The organism is Limnoglobus sp. (assembly GCF_059499385.1).
Window position 1 is genome coordinate 34,949 of the sequence record NZ_JCABYM010000015.1, and the last position, 20,401, is coordinate 55,349.

The following is a 20,401-nucleotide window of genomic DNA, read 5'->3' on the forward strand; positions in this document are numbered from 1 at the left end:
CCCCCATCACGACCACTTACTCTCGATTGGGAGTTTTCATATGAGCAACGGCATCCCGGCATCGTCGAGCGCGGCGGCGGCGGAAGCGGCGAACTACGACCGCATCAACGACTACGGCGCGGTCCGCATCAGCCTCGCCAGCCCGCACGACATCCGCTCCTGGTCCTTCGGCGAGGTCAAGAAGCCGGAGACGATCAACTACCGCACGTACCGCCCGGAGAAGGACGGCCTGTTCTGTGAGCGCATCTTCGGGCCGGAGAAGGACTGGGAATGCACCTGCGGCAAGTACCGCGGGATGAAGTACAAGGGCATGATCTGCGACCGGTGCGGCGTCAAGGTCACGCACAGCCGCGTCCGCCGCAAGCGGATGGGGCACATCGAACTCGCCGCCCCCGTCGTCCACATCTGGTTCTTCAAGGCCATGCCGAGCCGCCTCGGCACGCTGTTGGACATGAAGACCAGCAGCCTTGAGAAGATCATTTACTTCCAGGACTACGTCGTCGTCGATCCCGGCGAGACGCCGCTGAAGGAACGGCAGCTCCTCACCGAAGACGAGTTCAAGGAGGCCCGCCAGCAGTACGGCGACACGTTCGAAGTGGACATGGGCGCGGAAGCCATCAAGAAGATGCTGGAAAAGCTCAACCTCGTCACCCTCGCGCAGGAGTTGCGCGACCGGCTCGACAAGGAAATGGCCCGCGGCGAGAAGAAGTCCAAGCAGCGGGAAAAGGACCTCGTCAAGCGGCTGAAGACGATCGAGGCGCTCCGCGACAGCAGCAACAAGTGCGAGTGGATGGTCCTGGAATGCATCCCGGTCATCCCGCCGGACCTGCGGCCGCTCGTGCTCTTGGACAGCGGCAACTTCGCCACGTCGGACCTGAACGACCTGTACCGGCGGATCATCAACCGGAACAACCGGCTCAAGAAGCTCGTGGACCTGAACGCGCCGGAGGTCATCATCCGCAACGAGAAGCGGATGCTCCAGCAGTCCGTGGACGCGCTGTTCGACAACAACCGGTGCAAGCGGCCCGTCCTCGGCAGCAGCAACCGCCCGCTGAAGTCCCTCACGGACATGATTAAGGGCAAGCAGGGCCGGTTCCGCGAGAACCTCCTCGGCAAGCGGGTGGACTACTCCGCCCGGTCGGTCATCGTCGTCGGCCCGGAACTAAAGCTCCACCAGTGCGGGCTGCCGAAGAAGATCGCGCTCGAACTGTTCCAGCCGTTCATCATCCGCCGGCTGAAGGAACTCGGCCACGCCGACACGATCAAGTCCGCGAAGAAGATGCTGGAGCGGAAGGACGACGTGGTCTGGGACATCCTCGAAGAGGTGACCAAGAACCACCCGTGCCTCCTGAACCGCGCCCCGACGCTGCACCGGATGGGCATCCAGGCGTTCGAGCCGGTGCTCATCGAAGGCAACGCCATTCGGATTCACCCGCTCGTCTGCAAGGGGTTCAACGCCGACTTCGACGGCGACCAGATGGCCGTCCACCTGCCGCTGTCCATCGAGGCGCAAGTCGAGGCGACGGTGCTGATGATGTCCACGAACAACATCTTCAGCCCGGCGAACGGCAACCCGATCATCTCGCCGTCGCAGGACATCGTCATGGGCTGCTACTGGCTCACGGCCGCCCGCGGCGAGGAAGGCGAGAAGGTCGAGGCCGGCGACGGCATGGTCTTCCACAGCCCGCAGGAGGTGTTCCAAGCCTACGCGGAAGGGAAGCTCGGCACGCACGCCCGCATCCGCGTCCGCGTCGCCAGCCACAAGAAGGTCATCAGCGAGTTCAAGGACGAGCGGGGGGCGGCGAAGGTCGAGGAGCTGCCCCGTAAGTCGAACGGCCTGGTCAACACGACCGTCGGCCGCACCATCTTCAACGACATCCTGCACAGCAAGATGGCGTTCTACGACCTCGCGCTGTCCAGCAAGCACCTCGCCCGGATCATCGCCGACTGCTACCTGCAGCTCGGCCGCCGGGAGACGATCGCGCTTTTGGACCGGATGAAGGAGACGGGCTTCCGCGAATCGACCCGGTCCGGCCTGAGCTTCGCCGCGTCCGACCTCCGCACGCCGGCCGTCAAGGAGTCCGTGCTGAAGGAGAAGGACAAGGAGGTCGAGAAGTTCCGCCGGTCCTACGAGCGGGGCCTGATGACGCAGAAGGAGCGGTACATCAAGACGATCGAGCAGTGGAACGACGCCCGCGAGATCATCACGAAGGCGCTCATGAAGGACCTGGCGAACGACCGGCGGGACGGCAAGCCGTACCTGAACCCGATCTTCCTCATGGCCACGTCCGGCGCGCGGGGCGGGCAGGAGCAGATCCGCCAGCTCGCCGGCCTCCGCGGCCTCATGGCCAAGCCGTCGGGCGAAATCATCGAGACGCCGATCAAGTCGAACTTCCGCGAGGGGCTGAAGGTGCTGGAGTACTTCTCCAGCACGCACGGCGCGCGGAAGGGGCTGGCCGACACGGCGCTCAAGACGGCCGACTCCGGCTACCTGACGCGGAAGCTGGCGGACGTGGCGCAGAACGTGGTCATCACGATGCACGACTGCGGCAGCACCGGCAGCGTCACGAAGGGGATCATGTACAAGGGCGACGAGATCGACCGCCCGCTGTTCGACGCCATCCGCGGCCGCATCAGCCGGGTGCGGATCCGCCACCCGGAGAAGAACGAGACGATCGTCGACGAGAACGAGATGATCACGCCGGCGAACGCCCGCCTCTTGGAGCGGCTGAACTTCGACAAGGTCGCGGTCCGCAGCCCGATGACGTGCCAGGCCCCGCTCGGCCTGTGCCGGCTCTGCTACGGCATGGACCTCGCCACCGGGAACCTCGTCGAGGACGGCATGGCCATCGGCATCATCGCCGCCCAGTCGATCGGCGAGCCGGGCACGCAGCTGACGATGCGGACGTTCCACATCGGCGGCGTCGCCCAGTCGAAGGACGCGGCGACGAGCGAACACAAGGCCAAGAAGGGCGGGTACATCGCGTTCGAGCGGATCAACGTCGTCACCAACGCCGAGGGGCAGAAGATCGCGCTGGCGCGGGCCGGCGAGATCCTCATCCTCAACAAGAAGGGCGGCACGATCATCGACCGGTACGCCGTCCCGAACGGGGCGGAGCTGTTCGTCAAGGACGGGCAGGAGGCCGCGACCGGCACGATGCTGTGCAAGTGGGACCCGCACGCCACGCCCATCATCTGCGAGGAAGGCGGCCGGGTGAAGTGGGTGGACATCAAGGAAGGCGTCACCCTCCGCCGGGACAAGTCCGGGGCGACCGGGATCGACCAGTACACGATCATGGAGCACAAGGGGGAACTCCACCCGACGATCCAGATCGAGGACGAGCGGGGCAACATCCTCAAGGCGTACACACTCCCCGAAAAGGCGACGGTGCTCGTGAAGGACGGCGAGAAGGTCGCGGCCGGGACGGTCATCGCGAAGACGACGCGGGAGGCGGCGAAGACGCACGACATCACCGGCGGCCTGCCGCGGGTGACGGAACTGTTCGAGGCCCGGCGGCCGCGGAACCCGGCCATCATGGCCGAGGTCACCGGCCGCGTCCGCATCGGCGACAAGAAGCGGGGCAAGAAGCAAATCTGGGTGCAGCGGGAGACGGAGGACGGCAAGCTGATCGGCGAGGAGCGGGAGCACCAGGTCCCGGCCAGCGCCCAGCTCGCCGTCCACATGGGCGACTACGTGAAGGCCGGCGACCCGCTCGTCAGCGGACCGCTCGCCCCGCACGACATCTTGCGCATCTCCAGCCTGGAGGCGGTGCAGGAGTACCTCGTCCGCGAGGTGCAGTCGGTCTACCGCAGCCAGCGGGTGGACATCGACGACAAGCACATCGAGACGATCGTGGCCCAGATGCTCCGCAAGGTGAAGGTCGTCACCACCGGCGACACCGGCCTGCTGCCGGGGTCCGTCATGGACAAGTTCACGTTCCAGGAAGTGAACGACCGACTGTTGAACGAGTGCGTGAAGGTGGTGGACGCCGGCGACTCGACGCTCGTGCCCGGCCGCATCTACTCGAAGGATGCGTTCGAGGAGGAACGGGCGGCGCTGGAGGCGACCGGCGGCAAGAAGAAGAAGCCGACCTACGAGGTCCCGGTCCCGGCGACGAGCGAGGTGCAGCTGCTGGGGATCACGAAGGCGGCCGTGCAGTCGGACAGCTTCATCAGCGCCGCGTCGTTCCAGGAAACGACGAAGGTGCTGACGGAGGCGGCGCTCGCGTCGAAGGTGGACCACCTGGTCGGGCTGAAGGAGAACGTGATCCTCGGCCACCTGATCCCGGCCGGGACGGGGTTCAAGATTCACCAGGAGGCGGAGGTCCGGATCAACTCCGAGAACTTCCCGCAGTACGCGGAGGCCGAGCAACCGGCCGAGGCGTGAGCGAGCCGAGAGCGATGACACGACGGGCGGGGGAGGCTCCCCGCCCGTTTTCGTAGGGCGGGTCAAGGCTTTGCGCCGACCCGCCGGAGGGACCGCAACCACTCGGAGAACCGCCGAGCCGGCCGGGGCGCGGCGGCGGGTCGGCGCAAAGCCTTGACCCGCCCTACAAGACGCGCCCAGCCGGTGCGCTCTTGGTTCGCCCGCTGCCGTCGGATACGCTTATCCAATCGCCACCACGTCGCACGAGGACTTCCCGCAAAGGTGCGAGGAATGACGGACCCGATCCAGTCGAAGGCGGAATCCGAACTGAACGCCACCGCGGCCGACCAGCGGTCGCCGGAGACCGTGCCGGACGCCGCGGCCGGCCACGATACGGCCGCCGGGTTCGGCCCGCCGCGGACGGCCGACGAGATCGGCACGCTCGGCAAGTTCTCCGTCCTCAAGGAGATCGGCCGCGGCGGCATGGGGTCCGTCTACCTCGCCTACGACGAGAAGCTGAAGCGGAAGCTCGCGATCAAGGTCATGCTCCCCCGGTACGCGGACAACGCCGAGGCGAAGGAGCGGTTCCTCCGCGAGGCCCGCGTCACGGCCGGGATCAAGCACGACCACATCGTCACCGTCTACGAGGCCGACGAGGTCGGCGGCGTCCCGTTCATCGCCATGGAGTACCTCCAGGGGATGCCGCTGTTCGACTACCTCCGGCAGAAGAAGCCGATCGGCCTAGCGCAGGCGGTCCGCGTCGGCCGGGAGGTCGCCGCCGGGCTGAGCGCCGCCCACAAGCGGGGCCTCATCCACCGGGACATCAAGCCGGCGAACATCTGGCTCGAAGCGCCGAACGGCCGGGTGAAGATTCTGGACTTCGGCCTCGCGAAGCCGATGCAGGACGCCGGGCCGGAGCTGACGCACGCGGGGGCGGTCCTCGGCACGCCCGCCTACATGGCCCCGGAGCAGGCGGAGGGGAAGCCGACCGACCACCGGGCCGACCTGTTCAGCCTCGGCGTCGTGCTCTACCGGCTGCTCGCCGGCCAGTTGCCGTTCCCCGGCGACTCGACGATGGCCGTCCTCATGGCCCTCGGCACGAAAAACCCGCCGCCGATCCGGGAACTGAACCCGCAGGTCCCGGACGCGGTCGCGGAACTGGTGACGGACCTGCTGCGGAAGGACCCGGCCGCCCGGCCGGCGTCGGCCGACGAGGTGCTGACCCGACTGAAGGCCGCGGACCGCCGCGACCAACCCCGGCCGGGCGGCGTGGCCGACAGCGGCACGGGAACGAACGTGGTCCCCGTGCCGATCCCGGTCCCGGAGCAGGCGGAGAGCGCGTTCGCGCACCTCGACGAGGAGCCGACGGTCCTGGCCGCGTCCCGGACCGCCGCCACGGTCGCCGACCGCCGCCGCGGGCGGCTGGCGTGGGCCGGCGTCTCCGCGATCCTACTCATCGTCGTCCTGGTCGTGCTATCGTCCGCGCTCAAGCCGCCCCCCGTCAAGGAGACGACGGGCAAGCCGCCGGAGAAGCCGGTCGAGCGGCCGGCGGTCGTGAAGTCGAAGCCGCCGGCCCCGCCGCCGGTCGAGCAGTCGCCGGACCGCCGGGCCGCGACGTGGGCGATCTCCGTCGGCGGGACGGTGCGGGTGAACGGGACGCTGACGGACGTCACGGCCGCCGCCGGCCTGCCGGCCGGCGACTTCGAGCTGACGTTCGTGAAGCTGGAGGGCAACGCGGCGGCGACGGACCAGAACCTGGCCGCGTTCGCCGGCTGCACGAACCTCCTGGAACTCAAGCTCGAGGGCACGCCGGTCACGGACGCGGGGCTGGCCCACTTCAAGGACGGCAAGCGGTTGTTCGTCCTCGGCCTCTCCGGGACGGCGGTCACGGACGCCGGCGTGGCCACGTTCAAGGACTGCCGGTCGCTGACCGTTATCAACCTCGCCGCCACCCCGGTCACGGACGCGGGCCTGAAGCCGTTCGAGGGGTTCCCGGACCTCCGCGAGGTGTGGCTGTACGGCACGAAGGTGACGGACGCGGGGCTGAAGTCGTTCAAGAACTGCCGGCAGCTGTCGCGGGTCGAACTGAACGACACGGCCGTGACGGACGCCGGGCTGACGGAACTGGCCGGGCGGCCGGCCCTCCGGCTGGTGGAGGTGAAGCAGACGAAGGTGACGGCCGCCGGCGTCGCGGCCCTGGCCGCGGCCCGCCCGGAGTGCCGCGTCGTGTGGGACGGCGGCAGCGTCGGGCCGATGAAGGAGTAGGACTCGCGCTTCTTCCGCGCCTCCCCGGCAGGACCGGACGCCCGTACCGCCATTCGGACAAATCCGGCGGTTGCAGTTGAACATTCCCCCGCCAAAAGATTAAGATGTGATTAGCTCGCGCTCCGGACTCATTCGCCCCGTTCTTTTCTCGCCCTTTCCTATCCTTCGAGGTTTGGTCATGTCGAACCGTCTCTCCCGAGGTCGGCCGGCGTTCACCCTGATCGAGCTGCTGGTCGTGATCGCGATCATCGCGATCCTGATCGGCCTGCTGCTGCCGGCCGTCCAGAAGGTCCGCGAGGCCGCCGCCCGCGCGAAGTGTACGAACAACCTGAAGCAGCTCGGGTTGGCCACGCACAACTACCACGACACGAACGGGTTCTTCCCGACCGCCGGCGTGGCCGACGGCCGGCCGCTGTCGCCGGGGCCGTTCGACCAGGCGGGCGAGGGGTCGTGCTGGATCCCGTACGTGCTGCCGTTCATCGAGCAGGGCGCGCTGTTCAGCCGGTACACGTTCCGCGGCGACTCCGGGTGGACGAACACGGCCGGCGGCGCGGCGGGCAGTTCCGCCCGGAACAACGTGGACGTGAGCACCCAGGCGCTCATTACCGTGATGCGGTGCCCGTCCGACCCGCGGCCGCCGCTGGTGAACAACGGGAACAACATCCCGGACCGGCAGATCACCCGGAGCAGTTACGTCGCCATCGCCGGGGCCGTGGACCAGATCGACGGCACGACGGCGTTCCGCGAGCGGCGGAACACCGGGACGGCGAGCTGGTCCGCAGACCACGGCAACACGGCCTGGGGCGGGATCATCGTCCCCGGGTTCAACCGGATCACCGTGGCCTCCGTGACCGACGGGCTGAGCAACACGATGATGATCTCCGAGGAGGCGAACTACCTGTTCTTCCGGGAGCCGAGCGGGCAACTGACGCGGGCCGGGGACTGCGAGATCACGGCGACGTGCAACGGCATCCTCCGCGGCAACAACGCCGGCGGCCGGGACGCGGCCGGAAACGCCCAGCCGATGTTCAACTGGGCCGACGCCCGCGCCCACAACTTCACCACGATCCGGTACCGGATCAACGAGCGGGCGTTCGACCGGGGGGTCAACGGGAGCGGCGTGACCGGGGCCGGGTGGGGCAGCGAGAAGGCGAACGTCCCGCTGAACTCCGCCCACACCGGCGGCGTCGTCGTCGCCGTCGGCGACGGGTCGGTCCGCTACCTCCGCGACTCCGTCGCGCTGGTCCCGCTGGCCAACTTCGCCACCCGCGACGAGGGGGCCGTCCTCAACGGCATCGACTGACCGCGGCCGCCGCGACCACCCCCGCCCCTGGGGCCGGCCGACCCGGCCCCAGGGGTTTCTCGTTCCCCTCCCCCTCACCCCCGAACCACCATGAACCGCATTCTCCTTTACGCCCTCGCGGCCGGGTTGGCCGCCGGGCCGGCCGGCTGCGACGGGAACAAAGGCCCCGTCTACACGAACGTGTCCGGCACGATCACCGTCAACGGCAAGCCGCTGGACAAGGGCACGATCACGTTCACGTCCGACGGCCGGCCGCCGACCCAGGCCGAGATCGTGGACGGCAAGTACGCCGGCCAAGCCATCGTCGGGGCGAACAAGGTCGCGATCTCGGCCCGCCGGAAGGCCGCGGCCGCCAAGGCCATGAACCCGCAGGCGAAGGCCATGATGGACGCCCAGCTGAAGGGCTACGCCGAGAAGGGACCGCCCGGCTCCGGCGGCGGGGGGATGCCGATCGACTCCCCGCTCGACGAGCAGGAAACGCTCCCGGCCGAGTGGAACACGGCCAGCAAGCACGTCCGCGAGGTCGCGGCCGGCGCGCAGAACGCCTTCGACTTCGACATCAAGACGAAGAACTGACCGCCAACGTCCGTTGAACGCGGAGCGGGAGCGTCGGGGTGTGTATCGCGCACACCCCGACGCTCCCGCTCCGCGTTCCGCGGCGCGTTACCTCCCCGGCCGCAATTCGCGCGATATAGTAAACCACGAACGTTTTTTCTCTCCTTCGACCCCCGGTGACCGACCATGGCCGACGCACGCACTCCCGCCCCCACCGCCGAGAAGATGAACGGGGCCGACATCCTCGTTCAGAGCCTCATCCGGCACGGGGTCGAAGTCGTCTTCGCCTACCCCGGCGGCGCGTCCATGCCGATCCACCAGTCGCTCACCAAGGTCACCGACAGGCTCCGCACCATCCTCCCCCGGCACGAGCAGGGGGGCGGGTTCATGGCCCACGGGTACGCCCGCACCACCGGCAAGGCCGGCGTCTGCTTCAGCACGTCCGGGCCGGGCGCGACGAACTTCGTCACGTGCATCGCCGACGCGAAGATGGACAGCGTGCCGATGATCGCCATCACCGGGCAGGTGTCCACCGCCGTCCTCGGCAACGACGCGTTCCAGGAAACGCCGATGGTGGAAATCTGCCGCGGCATCACCAAGCACCACTACCTCGTCACCCGCACGGAGGACATCACGCGGGTGATGAAGGAGGCGTTCCACATCGCCGAGAGCGGCCGGCCGGGGCCGGTGCTGATCGACATGCCGAAGGACGTGCAGGTCAAACAGATCGTGCCGGACTGGGACGCCCCGATGAACCTGCCCGGCTACAAGCCGACCCGCCGGCCGCCGCGGAAGGAACTCGAGCCGATCCTGCAAGCGATCCGCCAGAGCAAGAAGCCGATCATCTACGCCGGGGGCGGCGTCTCCACGAGCGGCGGGGCCGACGCGCTGACGAAGTTCGCCATCAGCACCGGCATCCCGGTCGCGCTGACGCTGCACGGCATCGGCAACTTCCCGGCCGACCACTACCTCTGCCTGCAAATGCTCGGCATGCACGGCACGGTCTACAGCAACTACGCGGTGAACGACGCCGACCTGCTGCTCGCGTTCGGCGTGCGCTTCGACGACCGGGTGACCGGCAAGCTGTCGGAGTTCGCGAAGCACGGGAAGATCGTCCACATCGACATCGACAAGTCGGAGATTCACAAGAACAAGGTCGCGCACGTCCCCGTCCACGGCGACCTGAAGCTCGCGCTCGAAGACCTGAACGCGATGCTGAAGGAGCCGGCGCACGTGGACCTGACCGGCGGCGGGCGGTACACGGAATGGTTCCGCCAGATCGACGAGTGGCGGGAAACGGAGCCGATGAAGTACACGGAACCCGGCCAGGGCCGCATCCTGCCGCAGTACGCGATCAAGCGGCTGCACGAAATCCTGAAGGAGCGGGGCCAACTGGACAAGACAATCCTCAGCACCGGGGTCGGCCAGCACCAGATGTTCGCCGCGCAATACTTCCCGTTCACGAAGCCGCGGAAGTGGGTGACGAGCGGCGGCCTCGGCACGATGGGGTTCGGGCTGCCGGCGGCGATGGGGGCACAGGTGGCGCACCCGGACCACCTGTGCATCGACATCGACGGCGACGGCAGCTTCCTGATGAACATCCAGGAGCTGGCCTGCTGCTACACGGAGAAGATTCCGGCGAAGGTGTTGCTGTTGAACAACCAGCACCTGGGGATGGTGGTGCAGTGGGAGGACCGGTTCTTCGGCAGCAACCGCGGCCACACGTACCTGGGGGCCGGCGACGACGCGGCCCCGTTCCCGGACTTCGTGACGGTGGCGAAGGGCTTCGGCGTGAGCGCGAAGACGGTGTGGGACAAGAAGGACCTTGATGAAGCGCTGGTGGAGATGATCGAGAGCAAGGGGGCGTATGTGCTGGACGTCCACGTCCCGCACCAGGAGCACGTGCTGCCGATGATCCCGAGCGGGATGACGGTGAAGGACATCATCAAGGCGTGAGGCGGCCGCGCCACCCGGTTAGCGTGCGACCCAACGGGTCGCACGCGGAGTCCGTGCCATGATCCAGACCGTCGAAGCCGTCGTCGATGCCTCCGGCCGCGTTCACCTACCGAGCGGGGTTCGCGTTGACGGACGCCGTCGCGTCCTCGTGACAATCCTCGACGAGCCGGCCGACACTCCGAATGAGACGGCCCTACTGTCCGAGAAGTCGCTCGCGGAGGGCTGGAACCGGCCGGAGGAGGACGCCGCGTGGCAGCACCTGCAGCCGGGGAAGTAGTCCTCGTGCCCTTTCCGTTCTCCGACCTGTCGCAAACGAAAGTCCGCCCCGCCGTGTGTCTCGCCGACGCCGGGCGGGGCGATGTCGTTCTCTGCCAGGTCACGAGCAACGCCTACGGCGACTCAAGCGCGATCATGTTGGGCGCGCCCGACTTCGCATCCGGCGGCCTGCTGGTGGCGAGTTACGCGAGACCCGGTAAGTTGTTCACAATGAGCGAGGGCCTGATCGTCCGGTCGGTGGGCGTATTGACGCCCGCCGGGTTCGACCGTGTCCGCGACGCGGTTATCAAACTCCTCAAGCCCTGACCCAAGCTCGAAAACCATGCCCACCGTGCTCGTCACGCCGCGCGAGGTCGCGGCGTTCGCCCCGCGGTTCCAGGACGTGCTCGCCGCCGCCGGCCTCACGCTCGCGGTCCCGCCGCCGGCGGACGCGAACATCCTCACGCCCGCCGAGATGCGGACGCTCCTCCACGGCGTCGAGGCGACCATCGCCGGGTCGGAGGCGTACACGGCCGAGCTGTTCGCGCTCCACCCGCGGTTGAAAGTCGTCGCCCGCGTCGGCGTCGGGTTCGATTCCGTGGACACGGCCGCCGCCACCGCCGCCGGCGTCGCCGTCTGCACCGCCCCCGGCACGAACCAGGAGTCGGTCGCCGAGCACGTCTTCGCGCTGATGTTGGGGTTCACCCGGCACGTCGTCCCGCGGACGAACCTGATCCGGGCCGGCGGGTGGCCGCGGCACTTCAGCTTGCCCCTCCGCGGGACGACGCTCGGCCTCGCCGGCCTGGGGCGGATCGGCAGGGCCGTCGCGACGCGGGCCGCGGCGTTCGGGATGCGGGTCGTCGCCTACGACCCGCTGCCGGACGCGACGTTCGCGGCCGCGTACCAGATCCAACTCGTGTCGTTCCCCGAGTTGCTCGCGGCGAGCGACTTCCTGTCGCTGCACCTGCCGCTGACGCTGGGGACGCGGCACGTCATGAACGCGGCCGCGTTCGCGGCGATGAAGCCGTCGGCCGTGCTGGTGAACACGTCCCGCGGCGGGCTAGTGGACGAGAACGCGCTCGTCGCGGCGCTGACGGCGGGGGAGCTGGCGGGCGCGGTACTGGACGTGCTGGAGGAAGAGCCGCCGCCGGCGGGCCACCCGCTGTTCGCGTTCGAGAACGTGTTGCTGACGCCGCACGCGGCCGGGGTGGACACGCGATCACTCGACGACATGGCGCGGAGCGCGGCCGAGGCGATCGCGTCGATCTGGAAGGGCGAGTGGCCGGAGGAGAAGGTCGTGAACCCGGCGGTGCGGGAGCGGTTCCGGTGGGGCCGTTCGACTGCCTGACTTCCGAAGTCCGGCTTCGACTTCGGAAGTCGAGCGGGGCCGAATACGCGCAGACCGGGAAGGAACGTCCCCGCGCGGGATCGACTTCCGAAGTCGAAGCCGGACTTCGGAAGTCAGCCGACTACAAGTCCGTCCGGAACTTGCCGCAGATGACGTGCTGCTGGCCGTTGAAGAACACGCGGAGCAGCCGGACCAGCACGGCCATGCCGTCGGCGATGCCGCACCCCTGGAACGCGGCGAAGCAGTACCGGGAGGTCGGCGGCGTCAGCGCGTAGCACCCCAGGCCGCCGGCGGACACGTCCAGGCACCGCGCGGTCACCACCGGCTGGATCGAGCCGTCGTCGCCGACCGGGTAGAGCGTCACCGGCATGTCCGTCGGCAGCCGCGGCGTCTTGCGGCGGTCCTCGACGTTCTGGAACGCCGTCCGGAGTTCTTCCATCAGCTGCGGGATGACCTCGATCGAGTCGCGGACGAACACGGCCGTCGGGTCGCCGAACAGCTTGCCGAACAGCTCGACCTCGCCGCACCCGCGGCTCGTCGGCCAGTGGACGGTCAGTTCCAGCCCGGCCTTCTTCGCCCCGGCCAGCCGGCTCCACAGGCCGCCGGTCTGCATGTACTGGCGGAGGACGTAGGTGTGCCTGTCCGGCTGCTCGATCTGGTCGAACCACCCGGCCTCGACCATCGGCTCGCACTTCGTCCGGAGCATGGACGCGGCCATCGTGGTCGGGAACCGGCTGACGAACGTGCCGTCCGTCCGGCGGCCGATCTCGCCGGGCATCTTCGGCGGGTTCGCGCCGGCCGCGGCCTTCGCCAGCACCGCCTCGATGATCTGGTCCGCCCACAGGACCGACTGCGGGGCGTCGAACCCCTGCAGCGCGGACACGGTGACGACCGACCGGATGCCGGGCAGCTTCACCCCCTGCAGGGCCGGGGCGGCCGCGAGTTCCACCGGGTCCGGCGGGTCGAAGCACTCGGTCTTGGGGGCCGGCCGCGGGGCCGGGCGGGGCGGTCCCGCGATCGGGCCGGACGGGCTTGCCGCCGGCCGCTGGCCGACGGTGCGGAGGGCCGGCATCGGGTCCGGCCGCCGCTCCGCCGGGACGGTTTGCGAACCGAGGCCGGGCTGGGAGATGGTCGTGTTCAGCGCCTGCGACGGCACGCCGACGAGCGACGGCGGGCGGGCCGGCGTCTGCTGCCGCGGCGGCATCCAGCCCGGCGGCAGCGAGTCCATCGGCGGTTGCACCATTTGGTCCGTCGCCTGGTCCGCCACCGGGCCGGGCGGCCGGGTGAATCGCGTGTCCATCGGCGGCAGCGTCTCGGCCTGGTTCAACTCCGGTACGGTCGCCGCGATCAGCGCTTGCACGAACGCCAGGCACGACGGGTAGCGGTCGGCCGGGTTCTTCGCCAGCGCCTTCGCCACGACCGGCTGGTCGGCCGGCGGCAGGCCGCCGAGCAGCGGGGCGGACGAGACGTGCGCCAGCATCATCTGCTGCGCCGACCGCGCGACGTACGGGAACGTGCCGGTCATCAGCTCCTGGTAGACGAGGGCGAGGCTGTACTCGTCCGACCGCAGGTGGACCTGGCCGCGGAGGACTTCCGGGGCGACGTACTTCGGCGTCATGCCGCGGTTGAGCATCGGGTTCGTGCCGCCGCCGGCCGTCAGCCGGGCGACGAGGCCGTAGTCGCCGACCTTGACGTGCCCGCTGAGCAGGAACAGGTTCGCCGGCTTCACGTCCAGGTGCTGGAGGCCGTACTTGTGGCTGATGTGGTCCAGCGCCTCGGCCGCGTCCGACAGGTAGCCGAGCAGCTCCGGCCGCGGGATGCCCGGCAGCCCGGCGGCCCGGCACTCGACGTACCGGTGCTCCAGGTGGGCGTCGGCCAGTTCCATGACCATGACGAGTTCGCCGTCCACCAACTCGACCCGTTCGAGCGTCAGCAGGAACGGGTGGCGGATGGTCTTGATCGTCTGGAAGGCTTCGTACTCTTGCTTCAGCGACGTGTTGCCGGTCCCCTCGGTGTCGGGGGCGACGAACTTGACGGCCTTGTGGAGGCCGCCGGGGGCCTCGCACAGCCAGACCTCGCCGAACCCGCCGTGGCCGAGCGGCTCGATGACGCGGTAGCCGGGCAGCGGCTCGTAGCCGGGACTCTTGGCGTACTGGTAGTCGTCCAGGGCGAGGGCCGTGGTCTGGGTGGGCACCATGACTCTGCGGGCGTTCGAGGGCGGATGCGGAACCATTCAAACCTACTTCAGAAATCCGCGCCGCGTCGGGAGATACAGAGAGATGAGTCGAAAATCAGCGGCCGGCGGGTTGCCGGCGGGAAGCTGCGCAAGGGACGATTCCGGCGGCGCGGGAGGATTCAGGCGGCGGAGCGCGCTTTTGGCTTTCACCCCGAAGGGGTGGGAGAAGTTAGCCCAGGGCAAGGAGCGGAGCGACGCCGCCCTGGGTGGGACGGCCACCCGCGCCAGGCAGGCTGAAAGCCTGCGAGCGGCGATCTCACAAGCGGCGGCAACCTCCCGCGCCCAGGGCGTTGCCCTGGGCTGAGCGCTCCCAGGCTTTCAGCCTGAAAACCGGTCAATGGTTGAACGCGAACTCTTTCGAGTTCAGCAGCGCCCACATGAGGTCGGCGAACACGTCGTGCCGCTTCTCGCCGGCGGCCAGCAGCTTCTTCACTGCCGCCCGCTCATCCGTCCGTGGCTGGCGGGACAACGTCCGCAGGAACAGCGCCGTCAGCACGACATCGTCGTCCTTCTCCTTCGCCAGCGTCGAGTAGACCCACCCGGCCGCGGTCGTGATGCGGCTCTGCAACCCCTCGTTGTTCTGCAGGTGCAAGAGCTGCGGGAGCGTCACGTCGCCGCCGCGCTCGCAGGCGCAGGCCGTCACCCGGTCGGACCGGCCGAACATGCGGAGGAACGACGAGTTCAGGTTCGGGTCCGCGACCTGCACCGCCTTCATGCCGACCGGGTAGCCGTCCAGCCGGTCCGGGACGCCGACGGCGTCGCCGATGGCGTCGTGCAGTACCTCGGCGGGCAGCCGGCGGGCGTAGTAGTGCGAGTAGAACCGCGAATCCGTCTCGTTCGTCGGCCGCGTCGCGCTGCTCAGTTGGTACGTCCGCGAGTTCAGCACCAGCCGCATGAGGTGGCGGAGGTCGAACTTCTTCGCCACGAACTCGGCCTTGAGCACCGCCCACAGCGCCGGGACGGTCGGCGGGTTCGTCGCCCGCAGGTCGTCCACCGGCTCGACGAGGCCGACGCCGAGGTAATGCTTCCAGACGCGGTTGACCATCGCGCCGCTGAAGTACGCATTGTCCGGGTTCGTGACCCACGCGACTAACTTCTCGCGAGGGTCGTCCGTCGGCTGCACGTCCGCGGCCGTGCGGTCGAGCGGCTGCGGCCGCAGGAACTGCCCGGTCCGCGGCTGCGTCGTGCCGACCGGGTTCTTGTTCGCGTTCGCGTCCGGGTGGCTGACGCGGAGCGTCGTCGGCTCGCCGGACTTGGCTTCCTTGCGGTCGAGCTTCACCCGGCTGAAGAACGCGGCGAAGTGGTAGAAGTCGTCCTGCGTGTACCGCTCCAGCGGGTGGTTGTGGCACTTCGCGCAGCCGATGCGGGTCCCCAGGAACGCCTGCGCGACCGACTCGCCGACCTCCGACTGCTCAGGGTGCCGGTGCTCGCCGACGGTGACGATGTAATAACCAACGGCCGGCGCGTCCGTGGTCGTGCCCTTCGCCAAGAGCACGTCGCGGGCGATCGCGTCCCACGGCCGGTTGTCCGCGACCTGCTTGCGAATCCAGGCGTGGAACTGCCGGACGCCCTTCACGCCGCGCACGTCGTGGTCCCGCTCCTTACGGTTCTGGAACAGGTCGCCGAGCTGCAGCGCCCAGTAGTCCGTGAACTCCGGCGACGCCAGCACCTCGTCGATCAGCTTGGAGCGCTTGTCCGTGGCCGGGTCGGCGAGGAACGCCCTCACCCGCTCCGGCGTCGGCAGCGCCCCGGCGGCGTCGAGCCAGACGCGGCGGACGAACGCGGCGTCCGTGCAAAGGTCGGACGGCTCGATCCGCAACTCCGCGAGTTTCGCGAAGACGTGCTCGTCGATGGCGTTGTTCTTCGCCACGAAGCGGGCCGCATCGACCGGCCGGTCGAACGGCATCGCGAACACGGCGACGGCGACTTCCGACTGGTACATCACCCGCACGGCCGTGGCCCCGTTCCGCCGCGCGGTGACGAGGCCGGTCGGGGACACGGTCAGGAACGCGGCGTCGTTCGAGTCGAACTTCGCGAGCCACGTCACGTCGGTTCGGGTGCCGTCGGCGAACGTGGCCGTCACGGCCAGCTGCACCGCGTCGCCCGGCTTGAGCGTCTTCGCGTCCGGGGAAACTTCCAGTTTCGTCAACTTCGGCGAATCCTTGATCGGCCCCGGCGCGCCGGCGGCGAGCCAGTCGCGGAGGAGGCGGTACTCCGGCGACGCGACGCCGAACAGCTTCCCGCCCTCGTGCGGGGCGAGGCCGGTCGCCTTCCGTAGCAGCAGGCTGGCGTCCGGGTCGGCCGTGTCGATGCGGCGGCCGTCGAACTCGCGGGTGAGCGACCGGTGGTCCTGGTCCGGGGCGTACCCGCGGAGCGAGAGGCGGAACCCGTTCTGGCCGGAACCCTTGCCGTGGCACGCGCCCTGGTTGCACCCGGCCTTCGTCAGCAGGGGCACGACCTCGTTCAGGAACGACGGCGCGGCGGACGCGGGGGCGGCGAGCAGGAGGGACGCGAGGAGAGCGCGGAGCATGGGAAGGGCCGGCGGGGTGGGAATCGACACGTTGAATTTAATCGACCGTTAATGTCCGAGCAAGGACTGTTCAGCGACTGACTTCCGAAGTCCGGCTTCGACTTCGGAAGTCGATGCGGCGCAGAAGCCTTCGCGGAGACGGCAACCGCCGCTCCTCCCCTTCGACTTCCGAAGTCGAAGCCGGACTTCGGAAGTCGGGTGTATCTTCCTGATTGCATTTTTGCCCGCGACGCGGTAAATTCTCATCACCACCCGAACCGCCGCCTCCCGCCGCCTGGGGCCTGTCATGACCCGCATGACCCGCGACTTCTCGCTCGTCCTCCTCGGCGCGAGTATCCTCACGGCCGGGTACTTCCTCGCGAAATCCCCGGACATGGAGGCGAAGGCCGACGAGCAGGCCGCGGAGCGCGTCGGCGGCGGCGAACGCGACTCGTCCGGCCGCTACCACTACCGGCCGGGGTTCGTGATGGTCTGGGTCCACAGCCCGGTCTACTCCGGCGGCGCGGGCCGGTCCCCGGCCGTCGGCGGCGTGTCCCGCGGCGGGTTCGGCGGCGGCGCGAAGGCGGCCGGGGCGGGGGGCTGACCCCGTGCGGCGACAACCCCTCGACCCCCGCCCGAACTGGCAGGAGCGGGTCGAAAAGTACGGCCTCCACTTCCACACCCTCCGCGGCGAGCCGTACTGGGACGAGTCCGCCTGTTACACCTTCTCGAAGTACGAGATCGACACCATCGAGCGGGCCACCTACGCCCTGTTCGACATGTGTACCAACCTCGTCCAGTACGTCATCGACCAGAAAATGCTCGGCCTGTTCCTCATCCCGCCGGAGTTCGAGGACCTGGTCGTTCAGAGCTGGGAGGAAGAGTACCCGTCGATCTACGGCCGGTTCGACCTGGCGTTCGACGGCGTCGGCCCGCCGAAGATGCTGGAGTTCAACGCCGACACGCCGACCGGGTTGGTCGAGGCGGCCGTCGCGCAGTGGTTCTGGCTCAAGGACGTGGACGAGCGGGGCGACCAGTTCAACAGCATCCACGAGCGGCTGATCGAGGGGTGGAAGGAGATTCACGAGGTCGATGACACGCCGATCCACTTCGCGGCCATCGCCGGCGAGGTGGAGGACTACATCACCGTCGAGTACCTCCGCGACACGGCGATCCAGGCCGGGTTCAAGACCGAGTACCTGGACATCGAAGCGGTCGGCTGGGACAAGAACCAGCGGACGTTCGTGGACCGGCAGTTCCGGCCGATCCACCGGATGTTCAAGCTCTACCCGTGGGAGTGGCTGATCCGCGACAACTTCGGCCAGAACATCCTGGACGGCAAAACCCGCTGGATGGAGCCGGCGTGGAAGATGATCCTGAGCAGCAAGTCGATCCTGCCGCTGCTGTACCAGTTGAACCCGGACTCGCCGTACCTATTGCCGGCGTGGTTCGACGAGCCGACGGGCGTGGACTACGTGCGGAAGCCGATCCACGCGCGGGAGGGGGCGAACATCCGCGTCGTCCGCGGCGGGCAGACGTTTCTGGAAACGGAAGGCCCGTACCAGGTGACGCGGGACGTGGTGTACCAGCAGTTGTTCCCGCTGCCGAGCTACGAGGGGCGGTTCCCGGTGATCGGCAGCTGGGTCATCAACGGCTGGTCGTGCGGCCTCGGCATCCGCGAGGACGACAGCCTCGTGACGACGAACACGAGCCGGTTCGTCCCGCACCAGATGACGGATTGATGACGCGGCACGGTTTCGGCCCCGGATGGGGCCGCGGACTGTAGCCACGGGTGAAACCCGTGGAACGAACGCGCGGGATTTCTGCCCCGGAGGGGCAGCGGAAACTTATGCCGACCCGCAATCGCGAGGTGGCCAAAACATGGCGTACTTGGCCCTGATCCTTTGGACCACATTTTTCGGACTGTTCGCGGTCAGCAACGCCTTGAAATACCGCCGAGAACGGATGCGAAAGCACCTGATCTTGTGCGTGCTCGAGATCGCGTATGTAGTGGTCTTTGCCTTCGTCTGGTACGAAGAGCAATCTTGGGGTCGATAGCACGGCGGAAGAGGTAAACGGTCCTGAACTTCAAAACGTAGGTCCTCCCATGACCCGCATCACCTGCACCTACGGCGAACTCGACGACGAGACGCAGGAGTACCTCCGCGACGTCCACAAGTACGCCGGCAAGAAGTGCCCCGGCGTGTACGTCGAGGGGAACCCCGCCCCGTGGGGGAAGGTCGCCATCGCGGCCGGGCCGATCGTCGCGCTCGTCGGGTTCATCTGGGCGTTCAACACGAACAAGGACGCCTACGCCGCCGCCATGCTGCTGGCCGGCACGGCCATGCTCGGCGGGTGGCTGACGTGGTTCGGGTTCCGCGAACTCCTCGCGGGCAAGGGGAACAAGGTCTACGGCCGGTTCACGTACTTCGACCCCACCCACGTCTACCAGGTCACCGGCGACGAGATCACGCTGACGGAGGTGGCCGCGTTCAAGAAGGTCGTCGCCAAGCAGGGCGGCGTGCTGTTCAGCCTCGGCAAGGACGACAAGGTGTTCGTCCCGCTAGCCCGCGCCGCAAAGGCGGAACTCGTCGAGCGGTTCTACAACGCGATCCTGGACGTGGAGGAGCACGACGACCCGAAGTGGCAGAAGCTCGACCCGGCCGACCTCGGCGGGGTGGCGAAGCACATCGCCGTCGAGGGCGGGTTCCCGATGTCGGCGCGGTCCGCGGACCTCAAGGTGGACCAAATGCCGCAAGAGCCGCGGCAGGAGTCCGGCGGCGGCGGGCTGCTCCGGCTCATGGTCCCGTTCGCCGGGGCCGCGGCGGCGTTCCTCGTCGGGTTCCTGATCTTCAAGTCCACCCGCGACAACGGGGCGTTCAGCGCGGCGAAGGCCGGCGGCGCGCCGGGCCTCCGCGGCTACCTGATGGACGAGCGAAACAAGTCGAACCGGGACGAGGCGAAGAAGCTGCTCGCGGCGATGTACGACGCCCCGATCGCGAAGGTGACGGCCGCGATGCCGGCCGAGCAGGGGAAGGCCCGCGAGGGGCTGCTGGCGGTGCTGGAGAGCCTGCGGGAGGCGACGCAGCCGGTCCTGTCCATGTCCGTGAAGGAGACGAGCGACTTCGACGGAAAGGAAGCCCGCGAGACGCAGATTCGCACCGAGTTGGCCGACGGGCTGGGCCTGTACGTCGGGCAGGAGCTGATCGCGTTCGTGAAGAACCCGGACGACAAGAAGGCACACGTCGAGATCAACTACACCGTGGCGGCGACCGGCGAGGTGACGTGGAAGCCGGTGTTCCGCGTGTCGCCGGACGGGGAGGCCGTCGAGGGGGCGGAGAACAAGTTCAGCTTCGCCGGCGTCGGGGCGGACGCGACCGCCGTGCCGGGGCTGTTGAAGCAGGAGTTCTTTATGAAGTTGTTCCAGTCGGCCCCGCCGCTCCCGCCCCCGCCGCCGGTGATGGACGAGGGCGATTGGTGAACGGCGTTCCGTGGCGAAAAGGGGTCGGGGGGGCATTTTGGGCCAAAATTAAACCCCCCCCGGTTGGGCCCCGGAAGCCGGTAGGCCCCCCCGGCAATAGGGTGTGGGCCGTACGGGTCCCCCGGGT

At 68.6% G+C, this 20,401-nt stretch carries 13 protein-coding genes; 11 read left to right on the top strand and 2 right to left on the bottom strand.

Translation table 11 applies throughout. The features are described from left to right. Nucleotides 1-40 precede the first annotated feature (40 nt). The 8 genes from rpoC (at nt 41) to AC5JJ2_RS02315 (ending at nt 12,048) form a co-directional block, all read left to right on the top strand. Nucleotides 41-4,387: a DNA-directed RNA polymerase subunit beta' gene (gene rpoC / locus AC5JJ2_RS02280; RefSeq protein WP_495856337.1), complete on the top strand. Its 4,347-nt coding sequence runs from the start codon at nt 41-43 to the stop codon at nt 4,385-4,387. A gap of 270 nt (nt 4,388-4,657) precedes the next feature. Then, a complete protein-coding gene (locus AC5JJ2_RS02285; protein WP_495856338.1) occupies nt 4,658-6,631 on the top strand; it encodes a protein kinase domain-containing protein in 1,974 nt (657 codons plus the stop codon). A gap of 178 nt (nt 6,632-6,809) precedes the next feature. Continuing rightward, nucleotides 6,810-7,934, top strand: a complete 1,125-nt coding sequence (locus AC5JJ2_RS02290) for a DUF1559 family PulG-like putative transporter (RefSeq protein WP_495856339.1) — start codon at nt 6,810-6,812, stop codon at nt 7,932-7,934. Between the two features lie 90 nt (nt 7,935-8,024). After that, nucleotides 8,025-8,510, top strand: coding sequence for a hypothetical protein (locus AC5JJ2_RS02295; RefSeq protein ID WP_495856340.1), 486 nt, complete (start codon nt 8,025-8,027; stop codon nt 8,508-8,510). A 165-nt stretch (nt 8,511-8,675) separates the two neighbouring features. Further along, nucleotides 8,676-10,445, top strand: a complete 1,770-nt coding sequence (ilvB, locus tag AC5JJ2_RS02300) for a biosynthetic-type acetolactate synthase large subunit (protein WP_495856341.1) — start codon at nt 8,676-8,678, stop codon at nt 10,443-10,445. A gap of 58 nt (nt 10,446-10,503) precedes the next feature. Then, complete coding sequence (locus AC5JJ2_RS02305) at nt 10,504-10,722, top strand: hypothetical protein (RefSeq protein ID WP_495856342.1); 219 nt, start codon at nt 10,504-10,506, stop codon at nt 10,720-10,722. Nucleotides 10,723-10,727: 5 nt separating this feature from the next. After that, entirely contained in the window at nt 10,728-11,027 is a 300-nt protein-coding gene (locus AC5JJ2_RS02310) for a MazF family transcriptional regulator (RefSeq protein WP_495856343.1), read from the top strand. 16 nt (nt 11,028-11,043) lie between these two features. Beyond that, on the top strand, nt 11,044-12,048 hold the full coding sequence (locus tag AC5JJ2_RS02315) for a phosphoglycerate dehydrogenase (RefSeq protein WP_495856344.1): 1,005 nt from the start codon (nt 11,044-11,046) through the stop codon (nt 12,046-12,048). A 121-nt stretch (nt 12,049-12,169) separates the two neighbouring features. On the opposite strand, the gene AC5JJ2_RS02320 is transcribed toward AC5JJ2_RS02315, so the two are convergent. Both AC5JJ2_RS02320 and AC5JJ2_RS02325 read right to left on the bottom strand, forming a co-directional pair. Next, nucleotides 12,170-14,245, bottom strand: a complete 2,076-nt coding sequence (locus AC5JJ2_RS02320) for a serine/threonine protein kinase (protein WP_495856345.1) — start codon at nt 14,243-14,245, stop codon at nt 12,170-12,172. A gap of 373 nt (nt 14,246-14,618) precedes the next feature. Beyond that, nucleotides 14,619-16,814 carry a DUF1549 domain-containing protein gene (locus tag AC5JJ2_RS02325; protein WP_495856346.1) on the bottom strand — a complete coding sequence of 732 codons (2,196 nt, stop codon included), beginning with the start codon at nt 16,812-16,814 and terminating at the stop codon, nt 14,619-14,621. 286 nt (nt 16,815-17,100) lie between these two features. Here AC5JJ2_RS02325 and AC5JJ2_RS02330 point away from each other — a divergent pair, with 286 nt between their 5' ends. From AC5JJ2_RS02330 to AC5JJ2_RS02340, 3 genes are all read left to right on the top strand, one after another. Further along, nucleotides 17,101-17,397 (top strand): hypothetical protein, encoded by a 297-nt coding sequence (locus AC5JJ2_RS02330; RefSeq protein WP_495856347.1) that lies wholly within the window; start codon nt 17,101-17,103, stop codon nt 17,395-17,397. A gap of 4 nt (nt 17,398-17,401) precedes the next feature. Further along, the gene (locus tag AC5JJ2_RS02335; protein ID WP_495856348.1) at nt 17,402-18,535 is read left to right on the top strand and encodes a glutathionylspermidine synthase family protein; all 1,134 of its coding nucleotides are present in this window, start codon (nt 17,402-17,404) and stop codon (nt 18,533-18,535) included. A gap of 365 nt (nt 18,536-18,900) precedes the next feature. Next, the gene (locus AC5JJ2_RS02340) at nt 18,901-20,274 is read left to right on the top strand and encodes a hypothetical protein (protein WP_495856349.1); all 1,374 of its coding nucleotides are present in this window, start codon (nt 18,901-18,903) and stop codon (nt 20,272-20,274) included. The last annotated feature ends 127 nt before the right edge of the window (nt 20,275-20,401 follow it).

Excerpts from the sequence above, each read along its gene's own strand:
- rpoC (WP_495856337.1), top strand. The coding sequence starts at position 41 with ATGAGCAACGGCATCCCGGCATCGTCGAGCGCGGCGGCGGCGGAAGCG.
- AC5JJ2_RS02285 (WP_495856338.1), top strand. The coding sequence starts at position 4,658 with ATGACGGACCCGATCCAGTCGAAGGCGGAATCCGAACTGAACGCCACC.
- AC5JJ2_RS02290 (WP_495856339.1), top strand. The coding sequence starts at position 6,810 with ATGTCGAACCGTCTCTCCCGAGGTCGGCCGGCGTTCACCCTGATCGAG.
- AC5JJ2_RS02295 (WP_495856340.1), top strand. The coding sequence starts at position 8,025 with ATGAACCGCATTCTCCTTTACGCCCTCGCGGCCGGGTTGGCCGCCGGG.
- ilvB (WP_495856341.1), top strand. The coding sequence starts at position 8,676 with ATGGCCGACGCACGCACTCCCGCCCCCACCGCCGAGAAGATGAACGGG.
- AC5JJ2_RS02305 (WP_495856342.1), top strand. The coding sequence starts at position 10,504 with ATGATCCAGACCGTCGAAGCCGTCGTCGATGCCTCCGGCCGCGTTCAC.
- AC5JJ2_RS02315 (WP_495856344.1), top strand. The coding sequence starts at position 11,044 with ATGCCCACCGTGCTCGTCACGCCGCGCGAGGTCGCGGCGTTCGCCCCG.
- AC5JJ2_RS02320 (WP_495856345.1), bottom strand. The coding sequence starts at position 14,245 with ATGGTGCCCACCCAGACCACGGCCCTCGCCCTGGACGACTACCAGTAC.
- AC5JJ2_RS02325 (WP_495856346.1), bottom strand. The coding sequence starts at position 16,814 with ATGCTCCGCGCTCTCCTCGCGTCCCTCCTGCTCGCCGCCCCCGCGTCC.
- AC5JJ2_RS02330 (WP_495856347.1), top strand. The coding sequence starts at position 17,101 with ATGACCCGCATGACCCGCGACTTCTCGCTCGTCCTCCTCGGCGCGAGT.
- AC5JJ2_RS02340 (WP_495856349.1), top strand. The coding sequence starts at position 18,901 with ATGACCCGCATCACCTGCACCTACGGCGAACTCGACGACGAGACGCAG.